Origin of the sequence: Burkholderia sp. CpTa8-5 (genome assembly GCF_017815045.1) — a bacterium.
Lineage (GTDB): Bacteria > Pseudomonadota > Gammaproteobacteria > Burkholderiales > Burkholderiaceae > Burkholderia > Burkholderia sola.
On sequence record NZ_JAGIQD010000011.1, the window covers coordinates 136,235 to 152,625 of the forward strand.

Annotated in this window: 18 protein-coding genes; 8 read left to right on the plus strand and 10 right to left on the minus strand. The window is 59.6% G+C overall.

Annotation, left to right across the window (positions count from 1 at the left end; all coding sequences use genetic code 11):
- Window positions 1-51: 51 nt before the first annotated feature.
- Window positions 52-432, minus strand: a complete 381-nt coding sequence (locus J8I35_RS18785) for a DUF4406 domain-containing protein (protein ID WP_209926513.1) — start codon at window positions 430-432, stop codon at window positions 52-54.
- Complete coding sequence (locus J8I35_RS18790) at window positions 429-1,028, minus strand: NUDIX domain-containing protein (protein ID WP_089488230.1); 600 nt, start codon at window positions 1,026-1,028, stop codon at window positions 429-431. The genes J8I35_RS18785 and J8I35_RS18790 overlap by 4 nt, the downstream gene beginning before the upstream one ends.
- Window positions 1,029-1,109: 81 nt before the next feature.
- Between J8I35_RS18790 and J8I35_RS18795 the strand changes: the two genes are divergently transcribed.
- From J8I35_RS18795 to J8I35_RS18805, 3 genes are all read left to right on the plus strand, one after another.
- Window positions 1,110-1,865 carry a DeoR/GlpR family DNA-binding transcription regulator gene (locus tag J8I35_RS18795; RefSeq protein ID WP_209926514.1) on the plus strand — a complete coding sequence of 252 codons (756 nt, stop codon included), beginning with the start codon at window positions 1,110-1,112 and terminating at the stop codon, window positions 1,863-1,865.
- Between the two features lie 127 nt (window positions 1,866-1,992).
- Entirely contained in the window at window positions 1,993-2,604 is a 612-nt protein-coding gene (locus J8I35_RS18800; RefSeq protein WP_209926515.1) for a chromate transporter, read from the plus strand.
- Window positions 2,601-3,143: a chromate transporter gene (locus J8I35_RS18805; protein WP_124556083.1), complete on the plus strand. Its 543-nt coding sequence runs from the start codon at window positions 2,601-2,603 to the stop codon at window positions 3,141-3,143. The genes J8I35_RS18800 and J8I35_RS18805 overlap by 4 nt, the downstream gene beginning before the upstream one ends.
- Before the next feature lie 54 nt (window positions 3,144-3,197).
- Here the strand turns inward: J8I35_RS18805 and J8I35_RS18810 are convergent, their stop codons facing one another.
- Both J8I35_RS18810 and J8I35_RS18815 read right to left on the minus strand, forming a co-directional pair.
- Entirely contained in the window at window positions 3,198-4,379 is a 1,182-nt protein-coding gene (locus tag J8I35_RS18810; protein ID WP_209926516.1) for an enolase C-terminal domain-like protein, read from the minus strand.
- 339 nt (window positions 4,380-4,718) lie between these two features.
- On the minus strand, window positions 4,719-5,063 hold the full coding sequence (locus J8I35_RS18815; RefSeq protein ID WP_027783759.1) for a cupin domain-containing protein: 345 nt from the start codon (window positions 5,061-5,063) through the stop codon (window positions 4,719-4,721).
- A 781-nt stretch (window positions 5,064-5,844) separates the two neighbouring features.
- Here J8I35_RS18815 and J8I35_RS18820 point away from each other — a divergent pair.
- Window positions 5,845-6,684, plus strand: a complete 840-nt coding sequence (locus tag J8I35_RS18820; protein WP_245170324.1) for a DUF5343 domain-containing protein — start codon at window positions 5,845-5,847, stop codon at window positions 6,682-6,684.
- A 238-nt stretch (window positions 6,685-6,922) separates the two neighbouring features.
- A complete protein-coding gene (locus tag J8I35_RS34865; RefSeq protein WP_280884551.1) occupies window positions 6,923-7,057 on the plus strand; it encodes a hypothetical protein in 135 nt (44 codons plus the stop codon).
- 60 nt (window positions 7,058-7,117) lie between these two features.
- Here the strand turns inward: J8I35_RS34865 and J8I35_RS18830 are convergent, their stop codons facing one another.
- Together J8I35_RS18830 and J8I35_RS18835 are read right to left on the minus strand one after the other, a co-directional pair.
- Complete coding sequence (locus J8I35_RS18830) at window positions 7,118-7,432, minus strand: hypothetical protein (RefSeq protein WP_209926518.1); 315 nt, start codon at window positions 7,430-7,432, stop codon at window positions 7,118-7,120.
- A 334-nt stretch (window positions 7,433-7,766) separates the two neighbouring features.
- Window positions 7,767-10,988 carry a plasmid replication protein, CyRepA1 family gene (locus tag J8I35_RS18835; RefSeq protein ID WP_209926520.1) on the minus strand — a complete coding sequence of 1,074 codons (3,222 nt, stop codon included), beginning with the start codon at window positions 10,986-10,988 and terminating at the stop codon, window positions 7,767-7,769.
- 762 nt (window positions 10,989-11,750) lie between these two features.
- Between J8I35_RS18835 and J8I35_RS18840 the strand changes: the two genes are divergently transcribed.
- Window positions 11,751-12,899 (plus strand): site-specific integrase, encoded by a 1,149-nt coding sequence (locus J8I35_RS18840; RefSeq protein ID WP_209926522.1) that lies wholly within the window; start codon window positions 11,751-11,753, stop codon window positions 12,897-12,899.
- 115 nt (window positions 12,900-13,014) lie between these two features.
- On the opposite strand, the gene J8I35_RS18845 is transcribed toward J8I35_RS18840, so the two are convergent.
- From J8I35_RS18845 to J8I35_RS18855, 3 genes are read right to left on the minus strand one after another with little or no spacing between them, the layout of a single operon-like run.
- The gene (locus J8I35_RS18845) at window positions 13,015-13,374 is read right to left on the minus strand and encodes a hypothetical protein (protein ID WP_209926524.1); all 360 of its coding nucleotides are present in this window, start codon (window positions 13,372-13,374) and stop codon (window positions 13,015-13,017) included.
- Window positions 13,374-13,724 (minus strand): hypothetical protein, encoded by a 351-nt coding sequence (locus tag J8I35_RS18850; protein WP_209926526.1) that lies wholly within the window; start codon window positions 13,722-13,724, stop codon window positions 13,374-13,376. Before J8I35_RS18850 ends, J8I35_RS18845 begins: the two co-directional genes overlap by 1 nt.
- 21 nt (window positions 13,725-13,745) lie before the next feature.
- Window positions 13,746-14,186 (minus strand): MarR family transcriptional regulator, encoded by a 441-nt coding sequence (locus J8I35_RS18855; protein WP_245170325.1) that lies wholly within the window; start codon window positions 14,184-14,186, stop codon window positions 13,746-13,748.
- 214 nt (window positions 14,187-14,400) lie between these two features.
- Here J8I35_RS18855 and J8I35_RS18860 point away from each other — a divergent pair, with 214 nt between their 5' ends.
- On the plus strand, window positions 14,401-14,799 hold the full coding sequence (locus tag J8I35_RS18860) for a helix-turn-helix transcriptional regulator (protein ID WP_071810496.1): 399 nt from the start codon (window positions 14,401-14,403) through the stop codon (window positions 14,797-14,799).
- Window positions 14,800-14,828: 29 nt separating this feature from the next.
- A complete protein-coding gene (locus J8I35_RS34970; RefSeq protein ID WP_348522272.1) occupies window positions 14,829-16,049 on the plus strand; it encodes an HNH endonuclease signature motif containing protein in 1,221 nt (406 codons plus the stop codon).
- Between the two features lie 5 nt (window positions 16,050-16,054).
- Here J8I35_RS34970 and J8I35_RS18870 read toward each other — a convergent pair whose 3' ends face one another.
- Window positions 16,055-16,285 carry a hypothetical protein gene (locus tag J8I35_RS18870; protein WP_209926528.1) on the minus strand — a complete coding sequence of 77 codons (231 nt, stop codon included), beginning with the start codon at window positions 16,283-16,285 and terminating at the stop codon, window positions 16,055-16,057.
- Window positions 16,286-16,391: the final 106 nt, after the last annotated feature.

The window sequence follows — 16,391 nt, forward strand, 5'->3', positions numbered from 1 at the left end:
CCGTCCGCAAACGCCGCACCGGCGATACCGCGACGCGGCGCCCACGCTTGCTCAGCGAGCCGATTCGTCGTGTGCAACCGGGATCTCGTCGACCGCGAAATAGACCGGCTTGCCGAGTTGCCGCGCGAGCGCGACGTCCGCATCCGCCCCGCGCGACGCGCCATCGATGCGCAGTACCGCATCGCAGCGTCGCAGCAGCCGGTGCGCGGCCGGATACAGGAACGTTTCGCCGATCGCGTCGCCCAGTTGCGTCGACCCGGCCGCGGCCGCGAGCGGCAGCGACACCCATTCGCCGATCATCGGCACGTGCCCGCGGCGATACACGGCGAGCGCCGCCGCTTCCAGCCGGTGCAGGTTCGCGGCGATGCGCGCGGGGTCGCCGTCCGTGCCGCTGCGATACGGGCCGGCGATCAGCACGAGCCGCGGCGTCATGCGGCGCGTGCGCCGGCGGTTTCCCGCAGCGCGACGTACTGCAGCAGCATAATCGTCTTCGCGTCGACGATCTCGCCGCGCTCGACCGCGTCCAGCGCCGCCCGCAGCGGCATCTCGACGACCTCCAGATCCTCGCCCTCTTCCGCGACGCCGCCGCCCGCGCCGGTGCGCAGCGACGCATCGTATTCGCCGACGAAGAAATGCAGCTTCTCCGTCACGGAACCCGGGCTCATGAACGCCTCGAACACCTTGCGCACGCCGCGCACGCGATAGCCGGTCTCCTCCTCGGCCTCCGCGCGGATGCGCGCCTCGGGCGTTTCGTCGTCGAGCAGGCCGGCGGCCGCTTCGAGCAGCATGCCGTCGTGTCCGCTCACGAACGCCGGCATCCGGAACTGGCGCGTCAGCAGCACGTCGCCCGTTTCGGCATGACGCAGCAGGATCGTCGCGCCGTTGCCGCGGTCGTAGGTCTCGCGGCTCAGGCGCTGCCACGTGCCGTCGCGGCGCAGGAAATCGAACGTCACCTTGCGCAGCACATACCAGTCGTCGGACAGCACCGTCGTATCGACGATGCGCACCCGCTCCCGCGTTGCAGCCATTGCAGCCTCCGGTTCGACAAAGGACGGCGCCCATGGTAACGTGCATATTCGTGCAATTTCAAGAATTTTCGTGCAAACACGATGCTGACGACGCAACGCAAGAAGGCGATCCTCGACGCGCTCGCGCGCGACGGCCAGGTGCTGGCCGCCGAGCTGAGCGTGCAATTCGGCGTGTCCGAAGACACGGTGCGCCGCGACCTGCGGGAACTCGCGGCCGAGGGGCTGTTGCAGCGCGTGCATGGCGGCGCGCTGCCGGCGTCGCCGGCCGTCGCGCCGTTCGCGCAGCGCGAGGCGCTCGAAACCACGGAGAAGCGGCGCATCGCACGGCGGGCCGCGCAGATGATCGCGTCCGGGCAGGTGGCGATCGTCGATGGCGGCACGACCTCGGCGCTCCTCGTCAGCCAGTTGCCGGCCGACCTGCGCGCGACGATCGTCACGCACAGCCCGAGCGTGGCGGTCGCGCTGGCCGCGCATCCGTCGATCGACGTGATCCTGATCGGCGGGCGGCTCTACAAGCATTCGATCGTCGCGGTCGGCGCGGCCGCGATGGAAGGCATCGCGCGCATTCATGCGGATCTGTATTTCATGGGCGTCACGGGCGTGCATCCGGTCGCCGGCCTGAGTACCGGCGATTTCGAGGAAGCGGCGATCAAGCGCGCGCTGGCCGAACGCGCGGCCGAGACGGTCGTGCTCGCGTCGCAGTCGAAACTGCGTGCGGCATCGCAATTCGTGATCGGCGACCTCACGCTGGCGCAGACGATCGTCGTCGAAAAGGAAACCGACGCCGCGCTGACGAAGCCGATCGAGGCCGCGGGTGTGACGGTGGTGCGCGCGTAGTGCACGGTGGCCCGGCTGCGTCGAATCGGTTGTGGGGAGGGGATGGTGCGTCGTCGCGCCCATGTCAGCGTGCTGACAGGCACCGCTTGCTAACATGGGCGATCGCCCGATCGCCACGTGCCCCCCGATGCCCTCATCCCCCGCCACGACTCCCACGACACCGCCCGCAGGCGACGCACCGCCGCCGGACGTCCTCGCGCTGTTCATCGCGTTCGCGGAGATCGGCCTGACCAGCTTCGGCGGCGGGCTCAGCGGGCGGATGATGCGCGATTTCGTCCACGAGCGACGCTGGCTCGATGAAGAAGCGTTCCTCAACGGTCTCTCGCTGTCGCAGGCGTTACCGGGCGTCAACGTGAAGAATCTCGCGATCTGGATCGGCTACCGGCTCGCCGGATGGCGCGGCGCGGTGGCCGGCTTCACCGGCATCATCGCGCCGCCGGCCGTGCTGATCGTGCTGTTCGGCGTCGCGTTCTCGACGCTCACGCGCTTTCCGCTCACGCATGTCGCGCTCGCCGGCGCGGCGGCCGCAGCGATCGGGCTGTCGATCTCGATGGCGATCACCGCCGTGCGCCGACTGCCGCGCCGCGTGCTGCCGTTCGCAGTGGCGACGCTCACGTTCGTGTCGGTGACGGTGCTGCACTGGCCGCTCGTGTGGACCGTGCTGATCGGCGGCACGCTGAGCGTCGCGCTCGAATACCGCCGTGCAGCCGCCGCGCCGGCCGGGAGCGATGCACGATGAACGCGTCCGCGCGTTACACAGCGCTGTTCGGCGTGTTCGCGCCGCTGTCGATCGCGACGATCGGCGGCGGGCAGGCGGTCATCGCGGATATCCAGCGGCAAGTCGTCGACGTGCATCACTGGATGAGCGCCACGCAATTCTTGAACGACTTCGCGATCGCACGGATGGCGCCGGGCCCCGGCTCGCTGCTGGCGACGCTGATCGGCTGGCAGGTGGCCGGTTTCTGGGGTGCGGTGATCGCGACGCTCGCGCTGTTCGGCCCGACCGCGCTCCTGATCTACGGCGTCGCGCATCTATGGCGGCGACACCGGGGCGCGCGCTGGCAAATCGCGCTCGAAACCGGCCTGCGCCCGGTCGCGGCCGGCATGATCGTCGCGTCGGCGTGGGTGCTGGTGCAGGCGCTCGACGGCGGCTGGGCCGCTCGCGCGATCGCGGCGGCGTCGACGCTGTGCGTGATGTACACGCGCGTTCATGCGCTGGTGCTGATCGCGATCGGCGCGCTGCTGCTCGTCGGCGTGCACGCGCTCGGCGGCGTGTAGCGCGGCGCCGCCGCCACCGCGCGACGTTGCCTGGGCGCCTGTACGGCCTGACGCCTAGACACCGTGGAACACCGGCACCGATTCCGATACCGCGTGAAATACGTCGTACGCATGGGCATGCAGCTCGAACCCGATACCCGGCGCCTGCGGCACGCGTGCGTATCCCGCGTCAACGTTTTCGCCATCGGCCAGTCCGCTGAACGGATGGAATGCGAACGGGCTGACTTCCGCCCCGCCGAGCCCGAGCGCCGCGACGACGTGCAGCGAGAACAGATGACCGGCGTGCGGCCAGAACGCGTCGCGCCGCCAGCCGCGCGACACGAAGTGATCGACGATCTGCAGATAGCCCGACAGCCCGTAGCTGTGCACGGGATCGAACACCAGCACGTCGCGGTCGGCACGCAGGCCGCCGTAACGGTCGAGCAGCTTCGCTTCCGCGAGCGAGAACAGCGCTTCGCCTGCCGCGATCGGCGATGCGTATCGCGTGGCGACGTCTGCCTGGAGCGGCAGGTCGAGCGGATCGCAGATGTCCTCGAACCACCAGAGATCGAACGGCGCAAGCATGTTCGCCGCCTCGTAGGCCGTCGTCGCGTCGTACGTGTTCATCGCGTCGACTGCGAGATGCGAAGGGCTGGCGAGCTGTGCGGCCGCGGCGTCGATGCGGCGCCGGTCCTGCTCGAAATCCGCGCCGCCGATCTTGATCTTCGCGTGCGTGTAGCCGAGATCGACGATCCGGCGCATCTCGTCCGACAGGCGCGCGAGATCGTCATGTGGATAGCGGTAGCCGCCACCCGCGTAGACGCGCACGCGCGACTGCGGCGTGCGTCCGAGACGATCGGCGAGGAAGCGATGCAGCGGCAGGTCTGCGATCTTCGCGGCGGCGTCCCAGATCGCCATGTCCAGCGTGCCGACCGCGACGCAGCGTTCGCCGTGCCCGCCCGGCTTCTCGCCGGCCATCATCGCGCGCCATGCGCGGAACGGGTCGAGGTTCGTGCCGGCTTCGTCGGCGAGTGAGTCGGCGGCAGCCAGCAGGCGCGGCGCGAACCGTTCGCGGATCAGGCCGCCCTGCGCGAAGCGGCCGATCGACGCGTAGCCGTAGCCCGTCACCGGGCGGCCGTCGCGCACGACGTCGGTCACGACCGCGACAACGCTCGTCGTCAGGCCGCCGGACGGAATCGCCGGATCGGCATAGCGGGATACGGGAATCGCGCGTTCGTGGATCGCGGTGATGCGCATGGTCGGGGCTCCGGAGGGGCGTCCGGCGCAGGCGGAAGGTTCATGCGCTGCAGCGGAAGCGGTGGGCGGATCGCTGCATCTTAGGGGTTTGCGTGACGGTGTGCAGGACCGGTGGCGAGCGTCATCGTGTCGTCGCCGGACAACCGTGCGTTCAATTCGTCATGGATTGCGGCTGGATAACGAAGCGCGCCAAGCCTGTGGCTGCCCTCAGCGCGCTGTTTCCGAACCCGGGACGACTTTTATTGAACCGGAATCCTCGCTCGCCCCTCCCGGCTTCGTGAACCGCGAAGAGGTGGAGCGATGACGGTATGCAGGGGTTGGATAGAATCGACCGCCCGCTCAGGCGAAGACGAAGTACTTGCGCACCGTCTCGACCACTTCCCACGTCCCTTTCATGCCGGGCTCGATCACGAACACGTCGCCGGCCTTCAGATGCACCGGCTCCTCGCCTTCCGGCGTGATGATGCAGTAGCCATCGAGGAAGTGGCAGTACTCCCATTTTTCGTAGTTCACCTCGAACTTGCCCGGCGTGCAGATCCAGGTGCCCATGATCTTGCTGCCGTCCTTCGAGACGTACGCGTTGAGGTTCACGGTATGCGGATCGCCGCCGATGCGCTTCCACTTGGTCGCATCGAGAACAGGCGTCGGGCAGGTTTTGCGCAGAACGGTGATGAAATCGGACATGTCGGCTCCAGACTGACGATCGTATGAGAGGCCTGTCACGTTAGTTCGAAAGCTTTACCAGGGCTTGTACGCTTCCGACACCGACTCGTCCATTTTCGACATTGGCTGGCAGGCCAGTCGGGCCGCAGCAGTTTCGATACCGGCGGCCCAGACGCCCCGCTTGCCATCCCCACCCGAACCCCTGTAGAATCGCCAGTTCTGCGGGCGTCGTATAATGGCCATTACCTCAGCTTCCCAAGCCCCAGCGCGTTAATCAGAACTACTAATCACACGCGTTCTCACGTCACGATTTCTCCCGGCTCCACGAAGAACCGCTGCTCATGCGGGATTCACTGCGATGCCAGTTTTCACGCCAGCACCGACATCAAGAAGCTGACGACATAGCTGGCACGGACGCCGACATGGCAGCGGCCAATTGCACCAGCTTGGTACACGCGGGGGCACACGTCGATCGGAAGCCAGCTAAGCCGGCCGGCCAAACCTACTTTGCGCGCTAGTCCACGAGCATTCGAAGTTTCCCGCCCACTCATCCAGGAGTCCCCGCCTCCGGCGCATCTCGGAACACACCGGCACACGTCGGTGCTTATTGGTACGTTCCGCAACACCTCACTACACTTCGCGATATCTCACGGCACCTCACGGCACCTCACGACGTCTCACGACCACAAGCGAGATCAGATCGAAGTCCCCAAAGAAACATCAAAATTATAATAGTCGTTAATAATCAACGACTTATGAACAAATGAAATCCGATACGCCAGAATGATCGCTCTGATAACGCATGATTTCCGTAAACAACCCGGGACAGATCTCGGCGCGCCGCGATGAAATTTGTTTGCAAACGCCAAAAACCAATGGTAGATTTGGCGCCATCGATCACTCCGCTCTGGTAGATCACATGGCTAGCAGCAAAGAGAAGCTCGCAACACCGCCCGTCATCTCCTACGGTTCATTCATCGCGTTCTTGAACAAGCTTCGGGATGCAGGCACGGTGCCGGCACGCATCGACAAAACGGTGATGCCCAAAGCTTCGGGATCGCAACAATCGGGAATCATCGCTGCGCTCCGCTTTCTGGGCTTCATCGATGACACCGGCAAACCCAAGGATCACTTCAAGCCGTTTGTCCTCTCTGATGACGATGCCCGGAAATCTACGCTCGGCCCCATCCTGCGCGAGTCATACGCCTTCCTCTTCAACGACTCTGAATTTGACCTGAGCCACGCAAGTACCGGCCAAATGACCGAGAAGTTTCGCGAACTGGGGATTAGCGGCAGTACGCTGACGAAGACCATCGCGTTCTTCATCCCCGCCGCGAAAGAATGTGGAATCGAGGTATCGCCGCACGTCAAAGCGCCGGCAGCCCCCAAAAGCAACGGCAGCAGGAAATCGCCTAAAACCACAGAAGACGAACAACGACCGAGTGAGACTGGGGGAAGAGTGCCCCAGGAGGACGACGATCAAGACGTCGAACGATTTGAAATCCCTCTTCCGGGGAAGCAGCAAGGCGCAAAGATCATTGTTCCGAAAGGCCTCGATGCAGACGACTGGGTGATGCTGCAAACAATGCTCGCAGCATATATCAAGCGGTGGAAGGGCTTCACGCCCGAAGGGAAGGAATGAAAAGAAGATGATGCGGCCCCGGTTACATAGCTCGCAGTAGCCGGGCCGGAAAAACAACGCCCCCAACACCTTGATCTCGGCCAGGAGATCGAAACGTTGGGGGCGCCGGCGAGCAGAAGACAGCGCGTTAAGGCGTGCCCCTGTCACCCACAGTTATCGTGCCGATAACCCTTGTAGTCTACGCGACAAGGGAGCTGAGGGCAAGAATCGCTTTCAACCTCCTTACATGGAGGGGTTTATGCCCAACCTCGCTCGCGAGCAGGCAAAGACCGTCTTCGTGCGTAACTACACCCGGGTTCGCTTCGGCAATCTGGAGCATGTGTGCTCGCACTGGCGGTCCGCACCCGGTCAGTTGAGTTTCATGTTCGACTGATCAACAACGAAACGATTCGGGCTCCTAAGGGAGCCCTTTCTTTGTGCTGCCGGAAGGGCATCACTTCTTACCCTGCGGCTCGTGCTTGTCCTTGATCATCTGATAGTAGGTGCTCGCACCGGCCTTCGTCAGTTTCACCTCGGCGACGAACTTTTCGATGATGTCCTTCCGGGTCACATCCTTGACGGTCCGCATCCGCTTGTAGATTTCGGTTGCCAGTTCCATCTTCGTCGGCGCGGCCGCCGTCGCCTGTGCCGCATTCGCTGCGGTATTGTTCCCCGTCGAGTTCGAGGCCGCGTCCTGCTTCTGCTCAACAACAATCGGCTTGCCAGCTTTCTCGTCCTTGCCCGTTGCACCTTGCTTCTGATCGACCATGATCGCACTCCGTTCGTTGAAAGTGCGTTCAGGGTCCAGCAGACTACCTTCCAGGGCAACGGCGAGCAAGCAACCACGACCGATACGACGGCGGCCAGCCTGAAATCCGACGAGCAACAGTGACAGTTTTCACGTCACTCTTCCCCGCCTCGTTTCTATCCCCTTGATCTAACGGGGATTTCCGAGCCAGATCATCAGCTTTCCTAGATTCTGCCGTAGGGCCGACTCGTGGTCGGCCCTGTCCTTCTAGCAGATAAGTCGCCGCTTTATCAACACAGAAAAAACACTGATCTACAAATCATTGAACATCGCGGCGCGTTATCCGAATCACTGATCAGTCGTCGATGGGTTTGAGCGGGATGATGCCCTCGTCCCTATCGAACGGATTCGGTTCGATCGGCTGAGGCTTGGGCGTCCTCGGCGTCTTAAGCAATTCTTGACGACGCTGACGAGGAGTGAGCTCTTCCCACTTCTTCGCTGGCTTCGCATCGACGTGCACAAACTTCATCCGCCTCGGCTTTTCGGGCGTCTCGGTCACGACCATCATATTTCCGCCATCGAGCAGATTTTGCTGGACCCGAACCTCGGTCATCCTTTTCACGAAGCTCTTCCGATACCCTTCCATCAACTCAATCGACTCCAGATCGAGCATGTACTTGTAAATCTTCTTCACTCCTTCGTACTTGCTCGTCTTCGTGGTATCGAGACCAAGCATCTTCAGGAAGCCCTTCAGCTGGAGCATTGGCTTGTCCCGCAAATCATCGCGAACACGTGCCTGAAGTACCAACCCAATTTGCTGGACGTGCAATTCAACGGCATCGATGAATGCGCCGAGCGTCCTCGATTCGAACTCGGCAAACGTATCCAATTGCCCATTCTCGTCCAGCACCCCAGCAGCACGAAGCAGCGTCTTCAGCAGCTTGCACTTCCTGACGTAATCATCGCGCTCCGTTACCGACACACCTTGCTCATACAAGGCAAACTGGTTCCGTTGGTACTTGTTGGCAAAGAATACCGAATAGAACCACACGCATTCACGAAAACGCCCACGGTTATCCAGCCGCGCCAGATCGACCGTAACCTCCTTCACACCATAGAACTGCTCGATCTGGTGCCGAGCGATCTGTGCCTTCTCGTTGATGGTCACGGTCTGCTTATCGCACAGTTCATGGTAGCGCTTGCGGGAGATACTGCCAGCTGACGCGATCGCCATGAACTCCTCGACTACGACCAGCTTCTTCGCCCCGTAGTACTCCTTCTGCAACTTCTTGGGATCAAGTGTAAGTTCGTGCTCGGCTTCACGAATCTCCCATCCTTCGCGCTTCTTCAATTCGATGAAGTGCTCGCGTACATTATTCAGCGAAGCATGGCGCATGGACTTCACCTGGGCGTAGACCTCGATCAACTTGTCATTCTCGTGATATTCCGGACGCCCATGCCAGTCAAACCCCTTCAGAACTTCGGGCAATTCCCCCCTCGACAAAATGCTCTGCCGGATCGCATCGACTTCGTATTCCAGATACAGGCGGGCAGAGGAAATCCACACATGCTGTTCATGCATGTTGCGCACCCGTGCGAGTTGCTGGTCCATTTCGAAATGCGTCGTGACAGCTGCTTCAAAGAAGCCGATCACGTGGGTAAATTGAGGCAGCTCGTCGGGAATATTGATGTCCACGCCTGTACCGACCGATGGAGACACAATCAGCACGTCGTACCTAGCCGACGTCTCCTTGATCGTCGCGATGAAATTGCGCCCCTCTTCTGTGGTCGAGTTATCCGACGTAATGATCACGATCCTGATCTGATCCCCAAAACGCTGGTGCAGCAGCCTCTTGAGCGCCTTCGCCCGATCCTTAGAATTGCACGCGATGAATTGCTTCCCGCCGCCCCCAACGACCGAAATCGTATAGTCGGTCAATGTCGCATCGCTGTTGTAGAGATGCACAACATACCTCGGCTGCGCCGGGTCCAGATTCTTACGGAAGCGATTGACGTAAAAACGCACAGGACCCTTATCGTCCCGAAGCAGTGCTGTGACATTGAAGGTCAACCAACCCAAATCGGCATCACACAACACTACCTGTTTCGCCCGGCGAATATAGAGATGCAGCATCTCGAAGCATGGCTTACGCTTGCCCGCCAACGTGCTCGACAACACATGCGAAAAGACCTGCTCGCTCTCGTCAATGAGCACTACGTCGTACTTGTTACGACTAGCGTTCAGATAATGGCTTAGGCTGTCCAGACACACCACGCAGTATCTGAGGATTGCAGTCCGGTCCTGGAAGTAATCCAGCTTTTTCAGATAGCAATGCATCTTCAACCGGTCTGCGAGTGATTCCGCCAAGGCCTGGCGGTGCACGATCAACAGGACCGACTTTCCTTCCGCCTTATACCGCGGAACGACATCCTCCAGCCATTGAGTCTTTCCCGTTCCTTTTGGGCTCCGAACGCAATTCACACCATCAGAAAGATCCGGAAGTCCGGCCTGATTCAGAAAACGTGTATCGCGCGTGAAGACCGATTTCTCGTCCGTCATTTCGCGATATTCGGCGGGGGCGCCGTCGTCGAGCAATTCCGACGGATGCTGCTGCTCCTCGTAATCGATCTCAATCAGTCCGTCTTCGAACGAATAAAAATCATACTCGTGGAGATGCGACCGGCGATTCCACTGCGGCCAGAAGGTTTGCGCACAGGCGCTGCAGTACACGCCGTTCTGTCCGGCCCTCGAAGTCACGACGAATGCGCTTGCATGCTTGTCTACGTGGCGCGGACAAAAGACACGCACTCCTCTCGTCAATTCACGAAGCAGATAGGTTCCGTCGCCATCGGTAGTGATCATCTCATTGCTATCGAGTGCGACCGATGACCGGCTATTGGCAAGACCATTCGCAGAGATCGCACGCCCGTCATTGTGAATCTCGTTCTCACCCAGCTCAATGACATACTCGACCTGCTCCAACGGGAGCATGCGATCAACGCGATGGACCTCGCAGTTTTCCGATCCGTAGAACAAACGACTCGCGTCCGTGCAGGAACGGTCGCCCCCGAACATACGAACGATGCCGGTATAGGCCAGCTTCATCCGCTGCTCAGTCTCGACGGGCTTCTCCATCAAGAACACAATCCGGAACCGGTGCGCGTCCGGGCGATGGCTCGGCGTCGTATAGATGAACCAGCCGAATTTCTGGAAGAACGGATGCGCGAGCACTTCGTCGATGGTCAACCCGCAATCGATATCGACCGCCAGCACCTGCATGCACTCGAAGTTCTTGGACTTCCGAGGCCCCTTCAGCCAAGCACAGAAAGCGAATCCCGACATCACCTCGCCAATGAATTCCTCGGGGGCAAGCTCGCGATTCACGAACTTATAGGTGGCGTGCGACCAGCCTATGTCATGACCGGGAACAATCTTGTTCTTGACGTGCCGATTGATCGCGACCTTCAGCGTCGCAATGCTGGATACGGAGATGGGCGAACTGGAATCATGCGCGTCGCTTGTTTCGACGGCAATTTGACGCGGCTGGGACGCAGAACGGACTTCTTTTCGAACCATTACAAATCTCCATAATGAAAATGAAAGATTTGGCTAATGGTTCCCGGCTTCAGGCAGAGGAGCAAACGTGAGATAGGAACCACCGACCAGCTACGCCGCACGATCTGGAAATCGTTCGGTGCAACTGGTCCGAGTGCACTATCTTTCCCAACCGCCCAGTTTCTCACTGGGCCAGGTTCCTGAGAGAACCTAGAGCAACGTACGGTTCTAGTCTTTCCCGTTGCTGGATGGGTAATGGATCCCGCGTCCGTATCGTGTCTGTTTCCACAACCGAAGCGCGAAATGTCCGCCGCTTGCTCACTCCTCGAGCCAAGGGCGCAGACTACATGATCCAGCCCCTGATTGTCAAATCACTGGTCTGGACCGCCCCGTCAGACAAGCGCGCCGGATGTTCAATGATTTGTAGATCAGTGTTTTCTCTGTGTTGTTAAAGCGGCGACTTATCTGCGACGACCGAGAATCAACGTCACCAACGACGATGGTTCCGCCCAATAATTTCATTTGCCTTTCATCTCACCCAATCGGCGCGACCATCCTATTCGACCAATGCGCGGGGTGTTCATTGAATATGGATAAGTCATTTTTTGTGTTGATAAAGGGGCGTCTTATCTGCGACGACCGATGATCGATGCACTCGGCGTCGGTCGTTGGCTGCCCCCATCCCGGAAATATGTTCGGTGGCATGGGCGAAAGCTGTTGTCATGCCCCTTCTCTGACCGGATGGTGTTGCTCATCAATTACATTCCGTAAGGAGCAACACGCATGACACTCATCCGTCGCAACAACAGCAAGAACTGGTACTACCAGTTCCAGATTCAGGGCAAGAAGTTCTTCGGCTCAACCGGGACGCCGAACAAGACGAAGGCCGCCCAAGTCGAACGCGAAATGCGCAATCGCGCCCACGCCGAACAGTACCTCGGGGATGCGCAGCCCATCGCGCTCAAAGATGCACTGGAACAGTATGTCGAGGCACGAAGCGAAACGTCCTATCACAGGAACATGTGCTCGATCGTTCGGAAGACGCTCGGCTACAAGCTCCATCCTCGGACGAAGGCCAAGCTGCCCTGCTTCGGCATATCGCCTGATACGCTGCTGCATGAACTAACGACGCGCGATTTCGATCTTCTCGTCGCGAAGCGCAAGGCCGAAGGCGATAAGCCGGCGACAATCAAACATGAGATCGGACTGCTTCGCGCAACGATCAACGAGATGGCGAAGCTCGGATTCAAAGTCAGTCGAGAGATCGTTTTTCCCGAGCTTAGGACTTCGTATAGGCTTCGATATCTGGATTCTAACGACGAGTCGGCGTTATTGCGCGAACTCGATCCGGAACGGCTTAGAGCGCGTATAAACGCGTCTAAACCGCTAACATCCGAAATGACGCGGAATATGCAGGATAACTACGATATCACGGTTTTCCTGCTCGATACGGGATGTCGCTACTCGGAGGTCGCGAATATTCCGTGGTCGGCGATCAACATCGACGCCAGCACGATCAGCCTCTATCGGAGCAAGGTTCGGAACGAGGATGTGCTGCACATGACATCGCGACTCGAAGGGATCCTTCGTCGTCGGTGGGAAGAACGCCGGACTGGGCAGCGATACGTCTTCGAAGACCGCACGGGCAATGAGCGCGGCTACAGCACGAAATCGATCAAGAAGGCAATCGAGCGGGCCGGACTCAATGATCCCACTCTCGTCAAAGAACGCGGCGGGCGCGTTACGCTGCACACGCTCCGTCATACGTTCGCGAGCAAGCTGGTCAAAGCGGGCGTCAGTCTCTATGAGGTGTCGGTGCTGCTCGGTCACAGCGATCCGAAGATGACGCAGCGCTATGCCCACCTGAGCCCGAACGACGCGAGCCGGAAGGCCGTAAAAGTCATCGACTCGCTACTGCTCAATCCCGCGTGAATCGTGGGGTGTGCCGCCCTCAACGTGCTCCGAATTTAGGGCACTTTCCATGTCTTATTAAAGGCGTACAAAACCGGGATTCTCGAGGCCGAGGATCCCGGAAGCCGGCATCCGATTACTTGTGGCCATTCCACTCGGGATCGGGATCATCTTCCCATGCTGGTGCCCATTCCCGGTTTGCCCATCGGGGATGCGTCAGATCGAACGGTTTGCCGAGCCCGCGACGCGGTAACTGTCGGTTATAGATGAACCCCGATACACCTGCCTCGAACAGTCGTTTCTCTGTCTCATGAAACTGCGCTGTGCAGTGGCGCGGGCCATGCTGGAAGAATTCCGCACCTTCGAGCGGCGAGTCCGGCGTCCATATCTGCCAGACGTATTTGTACCAGCGCGGATTCGGATACAGGTAGGTTCCGAAGAACGCAAACCCGGTCGCGCTCCATCGTTGAAAGTCTTCCTTCGTCGGTCGAAGCATTATCGGTCGCCGTCCCGCTGGAGGTCGCGAATGTTTCCGGAAATCAACTCGCGGAGGCGCCGGGCGTAACGTAGCTCGTCAGCCGCATCGACATACCAGAACTCACAGTGACGAAGCTCACTGTTTTCGATCTCGGCGCGCACGAGGACTTCAATGCAAGACTTTCCGTCTTCGCGCTCGCACATGCGACCGAGCAACCCTGCCTTGCCGTCCCTCGACTTCGCGATGAGATAGCCGCATTCTTCGGCAACAAGCACCCATTGCCGGCCGAGCGAGTCGACCGACATGATGCCAACTCGCTCCGTCGTCGCAGGCCACGGCTTCCCTTCGAACAATCTCTCGAATTCCATGTTCGAAATCTCAGCACGCGATTACGCGACCCGCGCCAGTATCCGCCGTTGCGCCTGATATTGGACGCTCTGCGCATCACCCTGCAACTCTTCCAAAGCTTTCATCAAAACGTCCTGATACAGCGGTAGCAACGCCTCCAAGCGTTCGGCGATTCCTGCGTCGCTCGCAAGATTATTCACGAGCCGCTGATACCCGTCGAAGCCGAACATCCTGTCCCGGATAGGTCGGAGAACACACCGCCGATTGTCATTTTGCTCCTCGGTGATGTCGATGTAGCCGAAGTGCTTGAGGTCGAATGCCGCGCCGATTACTTGCCCTTGGCTGCCGCCAAGAACACAACTCAGTTCGTGCAGGGTCATGCCGGGAAATGTATTGATCAGGCCGAGTGCTCGCGCGGCCATCGGTGTTATCTGCAACGCACTTGCGAGTGCCGAAGCACGGCAACCGTCATAGGCTGCCATGAAGGCGTGAAACCGAGAAAGCGAATTGTTTGTGGTCATAGTTCGTTGATTTTTCTGGATTGATCGCTTGCCTGACGGCGTTCGTTGTCATCCCCGACCGCTCAGGCATCCACTGCACGATACGTCAACCGCTCAACAAATTCAACCATATTGGAATATACAATTCCATTTTGGTTGTTCATCACAATCGGAATGAAGACGACCATATCGTCCTATGACTACCCGCCCTACCTCACCCCCCGACGATGCCCAAGACGCGCTGCTTGCTGCTCGTGTCGGGACCGCTATTGCCGAACAACGACGCGCCCGCGGTCTGACTCAGGCCAAGCTCGCGGAGATGATCGATCTGGAACAGGAGGCGATCAGCCGATGGGAGCGCGGCACGAGGATGCCGACCTTGCATCGGCTCCAGCAGCTTAGTGACGCGTTAGACTGCTCAGTAGATCAGCTATTGCAGCGCGGATCGAAACGGCCGGACGACCAACTGGCGATGATCGCGGATGCGCTCGATGGATTGGATAGCGCCGAGCGGGAACTCGTCGTGAATTTCGTTCGGCAGTTCACCGACATGCTAAAGGCCAAACGTCCGGCAAAGAACAAACGAGTCAAGTAGCCGAACTATCTGCAACTGGAGACAGCAGCGTGACGTCAACCCTCTTCGACAAATCACATGACGAAGCATTTATCGAACTTGGAGCACAACGACCTGGATACCAGTGGTCCAAGTTCGATGTTTCAGCCGAAGAAGCTGCAAAAGGGAAGGCTTCACGTCTCCTGACGACCATATGGAACTACCACAGCGAAAAGGATCGCCAAGGTAAGCGCATCAAGGGCGATGTTGCGGTCTGTAAGGATCGGGCTACCGGTACCTATTGGTATTGCATGCCCAACGCGCCATCGAAAATCTCTAGGCCAACGCATGTCGCTCACATGCGGCGGATAGATCTCGCCTTCGAGCAACATGTGCCCGTTGTCGGAATCTTGAAGGATGTCGACTCGGGAAGATGTGCAAGCTCTCAGCTGTTTGACTGCCCCGAAATCAGGGAGTCCGTAGACGGAAAATCGATATGGCTTCGCCTGGTGCCACACAACGGGATCGCGTGCGAAACAAAAGAAATCGACATTGATCAACTAGCCAAGCCCAGTCATGGCCCTCTTGATATGAATGGAGGTGCGGCGTCGGGCGAACCGCCAGAAGGCGGCTGGTCCGAGTCAGAATTGGAAGCCTCGGTAGCAGCCTACTTGGACATGGCCCGTCGCTTCCGAGACGCTCGTCCGGTTGTGAAACGACAGGTCTATCGAGATCTCGCCGCGCAAATTGGTCGATCCGAAAAATCCTGCGAATACAGGATGCGGAACATTTCCTACGTTCTTGAACTCATGGGACGCGATTGGATACCGGGCCTCCCACCGGCAACAAATGTTGGCGTACGGGTCGCCGGGCAGATAGAAGCCCTCATCGGCAAGTTGGAAGGTCGACAGGAATTGCCACGGGCTGCCGAAGCGGTAACCATCGCAGAGATTCGCAAGACGCTGAAGGAACGGCCCGATGGCAATAAAGCTCCTGGCACAGCAACATCAACGACCACCAGCTTCGTGCGCGACCTCAAGGTCAAAGCATGGGTGCTTAAGCGAGCGAAGGACAATTGTGAGGCTTGCGACCAACCCGCGCCATTTTCGGGGGCAAATGGTCCGTTTCTCGAAGTTCATCACCTCCGCAAGCTCGCGGATGGCGGGTCGGATACGGTGACGAATGCGGTCGCAGTTTGCCCGAACTGCCATCGGCGACTGCACTTCTCCAAAGACTCGCGCGCATACCGGGAAACCATCTATGAAAAGGTAACGGAACTGGTGCGTGAGTAGCAGCGTCAGAGTTCGGACGGGCGACCGCTGTATATCGCCCACGCAGATTCGATGAGCCTCGCATCCACCTCGCCCGCCTCGAACCCTGGAACGTCTTCGAGAAGCAACAGCAGTTTCTCCGTGAAAGCTGCTCGCGAGAGGTCGCCGCCGAAATCTTCTCGAACTGCAGTAGTCAGATCGCAAACCCGGTCAATTGTCAGCAGTGTGAGATCGTCGAAGTGTAGGGTATTGTCCATGCGACGACTATCCAGCTAGATTGCCGATCAGCACAACGAGATGCCATCATTGGGGTATTACGATTGGCGCAAGCCGGCGCATAGTGACCATTAACAGGGGAGTCAG

Coding starts and splice junctions, on each gene's coding strand:
- J8I35_RS18785 (WP_209926513.1), bottom strand. CDS start 432: ATGACGCCGCGGCTCGTGCTGATCGCCGGCCCGTATCGCAGCGGCACG.
- J8I35_RS18790 (WP_089488230.1), bottom strand. CDS start 1,028: ATGGCTGCAACGCGGGAGCGGGTGCGCATCGTCGATACGACGGTGCTG.
- J8I35_RS18795 (WP_209926514.1), top strand. CDS start 1,110: ATGCTGACGACGCAACGCAAGAAGGCGATCCTCGACGCGCTCGCGCGC.
- J8I35_RS18800 (WP_209926515.1), top strand. CDS start 1,993: ATGCCCTCATCCCCCGCCACGACTCCCACGACACCGCCCGCAGGCGAC.
- J8I35_RS18805 (WP_124556083.1), top strand. CDS start 2,601: ATGAACGCGTCCGCGCGTTACACAGCGCTGTTCGGCGTGTTCGCGCCG.
- J8I35_RS18810 (WP_209926516.1), bottom strand. CDS start 4,379: ATGCGCATCACCGCGATCCACGAACGCGCGATTCCCGTATCCCGCTAT.
- J8I35_RS18815 (WP_027783759.1), bottom strand. CDS start 5,063: ATGTCCGATTTCATCACCGTTCTGCGCAAAACCTGCCCGACGCCTGTT.
- J8I35_RS18820 (WP_245170324.1), top strand. CDS start 5,845: ATGATTTCCGTAAACAACCCGGGACAGATCTCGGCGCGCCGCGATGAA.
- J8I35_RS34865 (WP_280884551.1), top strand. CDS start 6,923: ATGCCCAACCTCGCTCGCGAGCAGGCAAAGACCGTCTTCGTGCGTAAC.
- J8I35_RS18830 (WP_209926518.1), bottom strand. CDS start 7,432: ATGGTCGATCAGAAGCAAGGTGCAACGGGCAAGGACGAGAAAGCTGGC.
- J8I35_RS18835 (WP_209926520.1), bottom strand. CDS start 10,988: ATGGTTCGAAAAGAAGTCCGTTCTGCGTCCCAGCCGCGTCAAATTGCC.
- J8I35_RS18840 (WP_209926522.1), top strand. CDS start 11,751: ATGACACTCATCCGTCGCAACAACAGCAAGAACTGGTACTACCAGTTC.
- J8I35_RS18845 (WP_209926524.1), bottom strand. CDS start 13,374: ATGCTTCGACCGACGAAGGAAGACTTTCAACGATGGAGCGCGACCGGG.
- J8I35_RS18850 (WP_209926526.1), bottom strand. CDS start 13,724: ATGGAATTCGAGAGATTGTTCGAAGGGAAGCCGTGGCCTGCGACGACG.
- J8I35_RS18855 (WP_245170325.1), bottom strand. CDS start 14,186: ATGGCAGCCTATGACGGTTGCCGTGCTTCGGCACTCGCAAGTGCGTTG.
- J8I35_RS18860 (WP_071810496.1), top strand. CDS start 14,401: ATGACTACCCGCCCTACCTCACCCCCCGACGATGCCCAAGACGCGCTG.
- J8I35_RS18870 (WP_209926528.1), bottom strand. CDS start 16,285: ATGGACAATACCCTACACTTCGACGATCTCACACTGCTGACAATTGAC.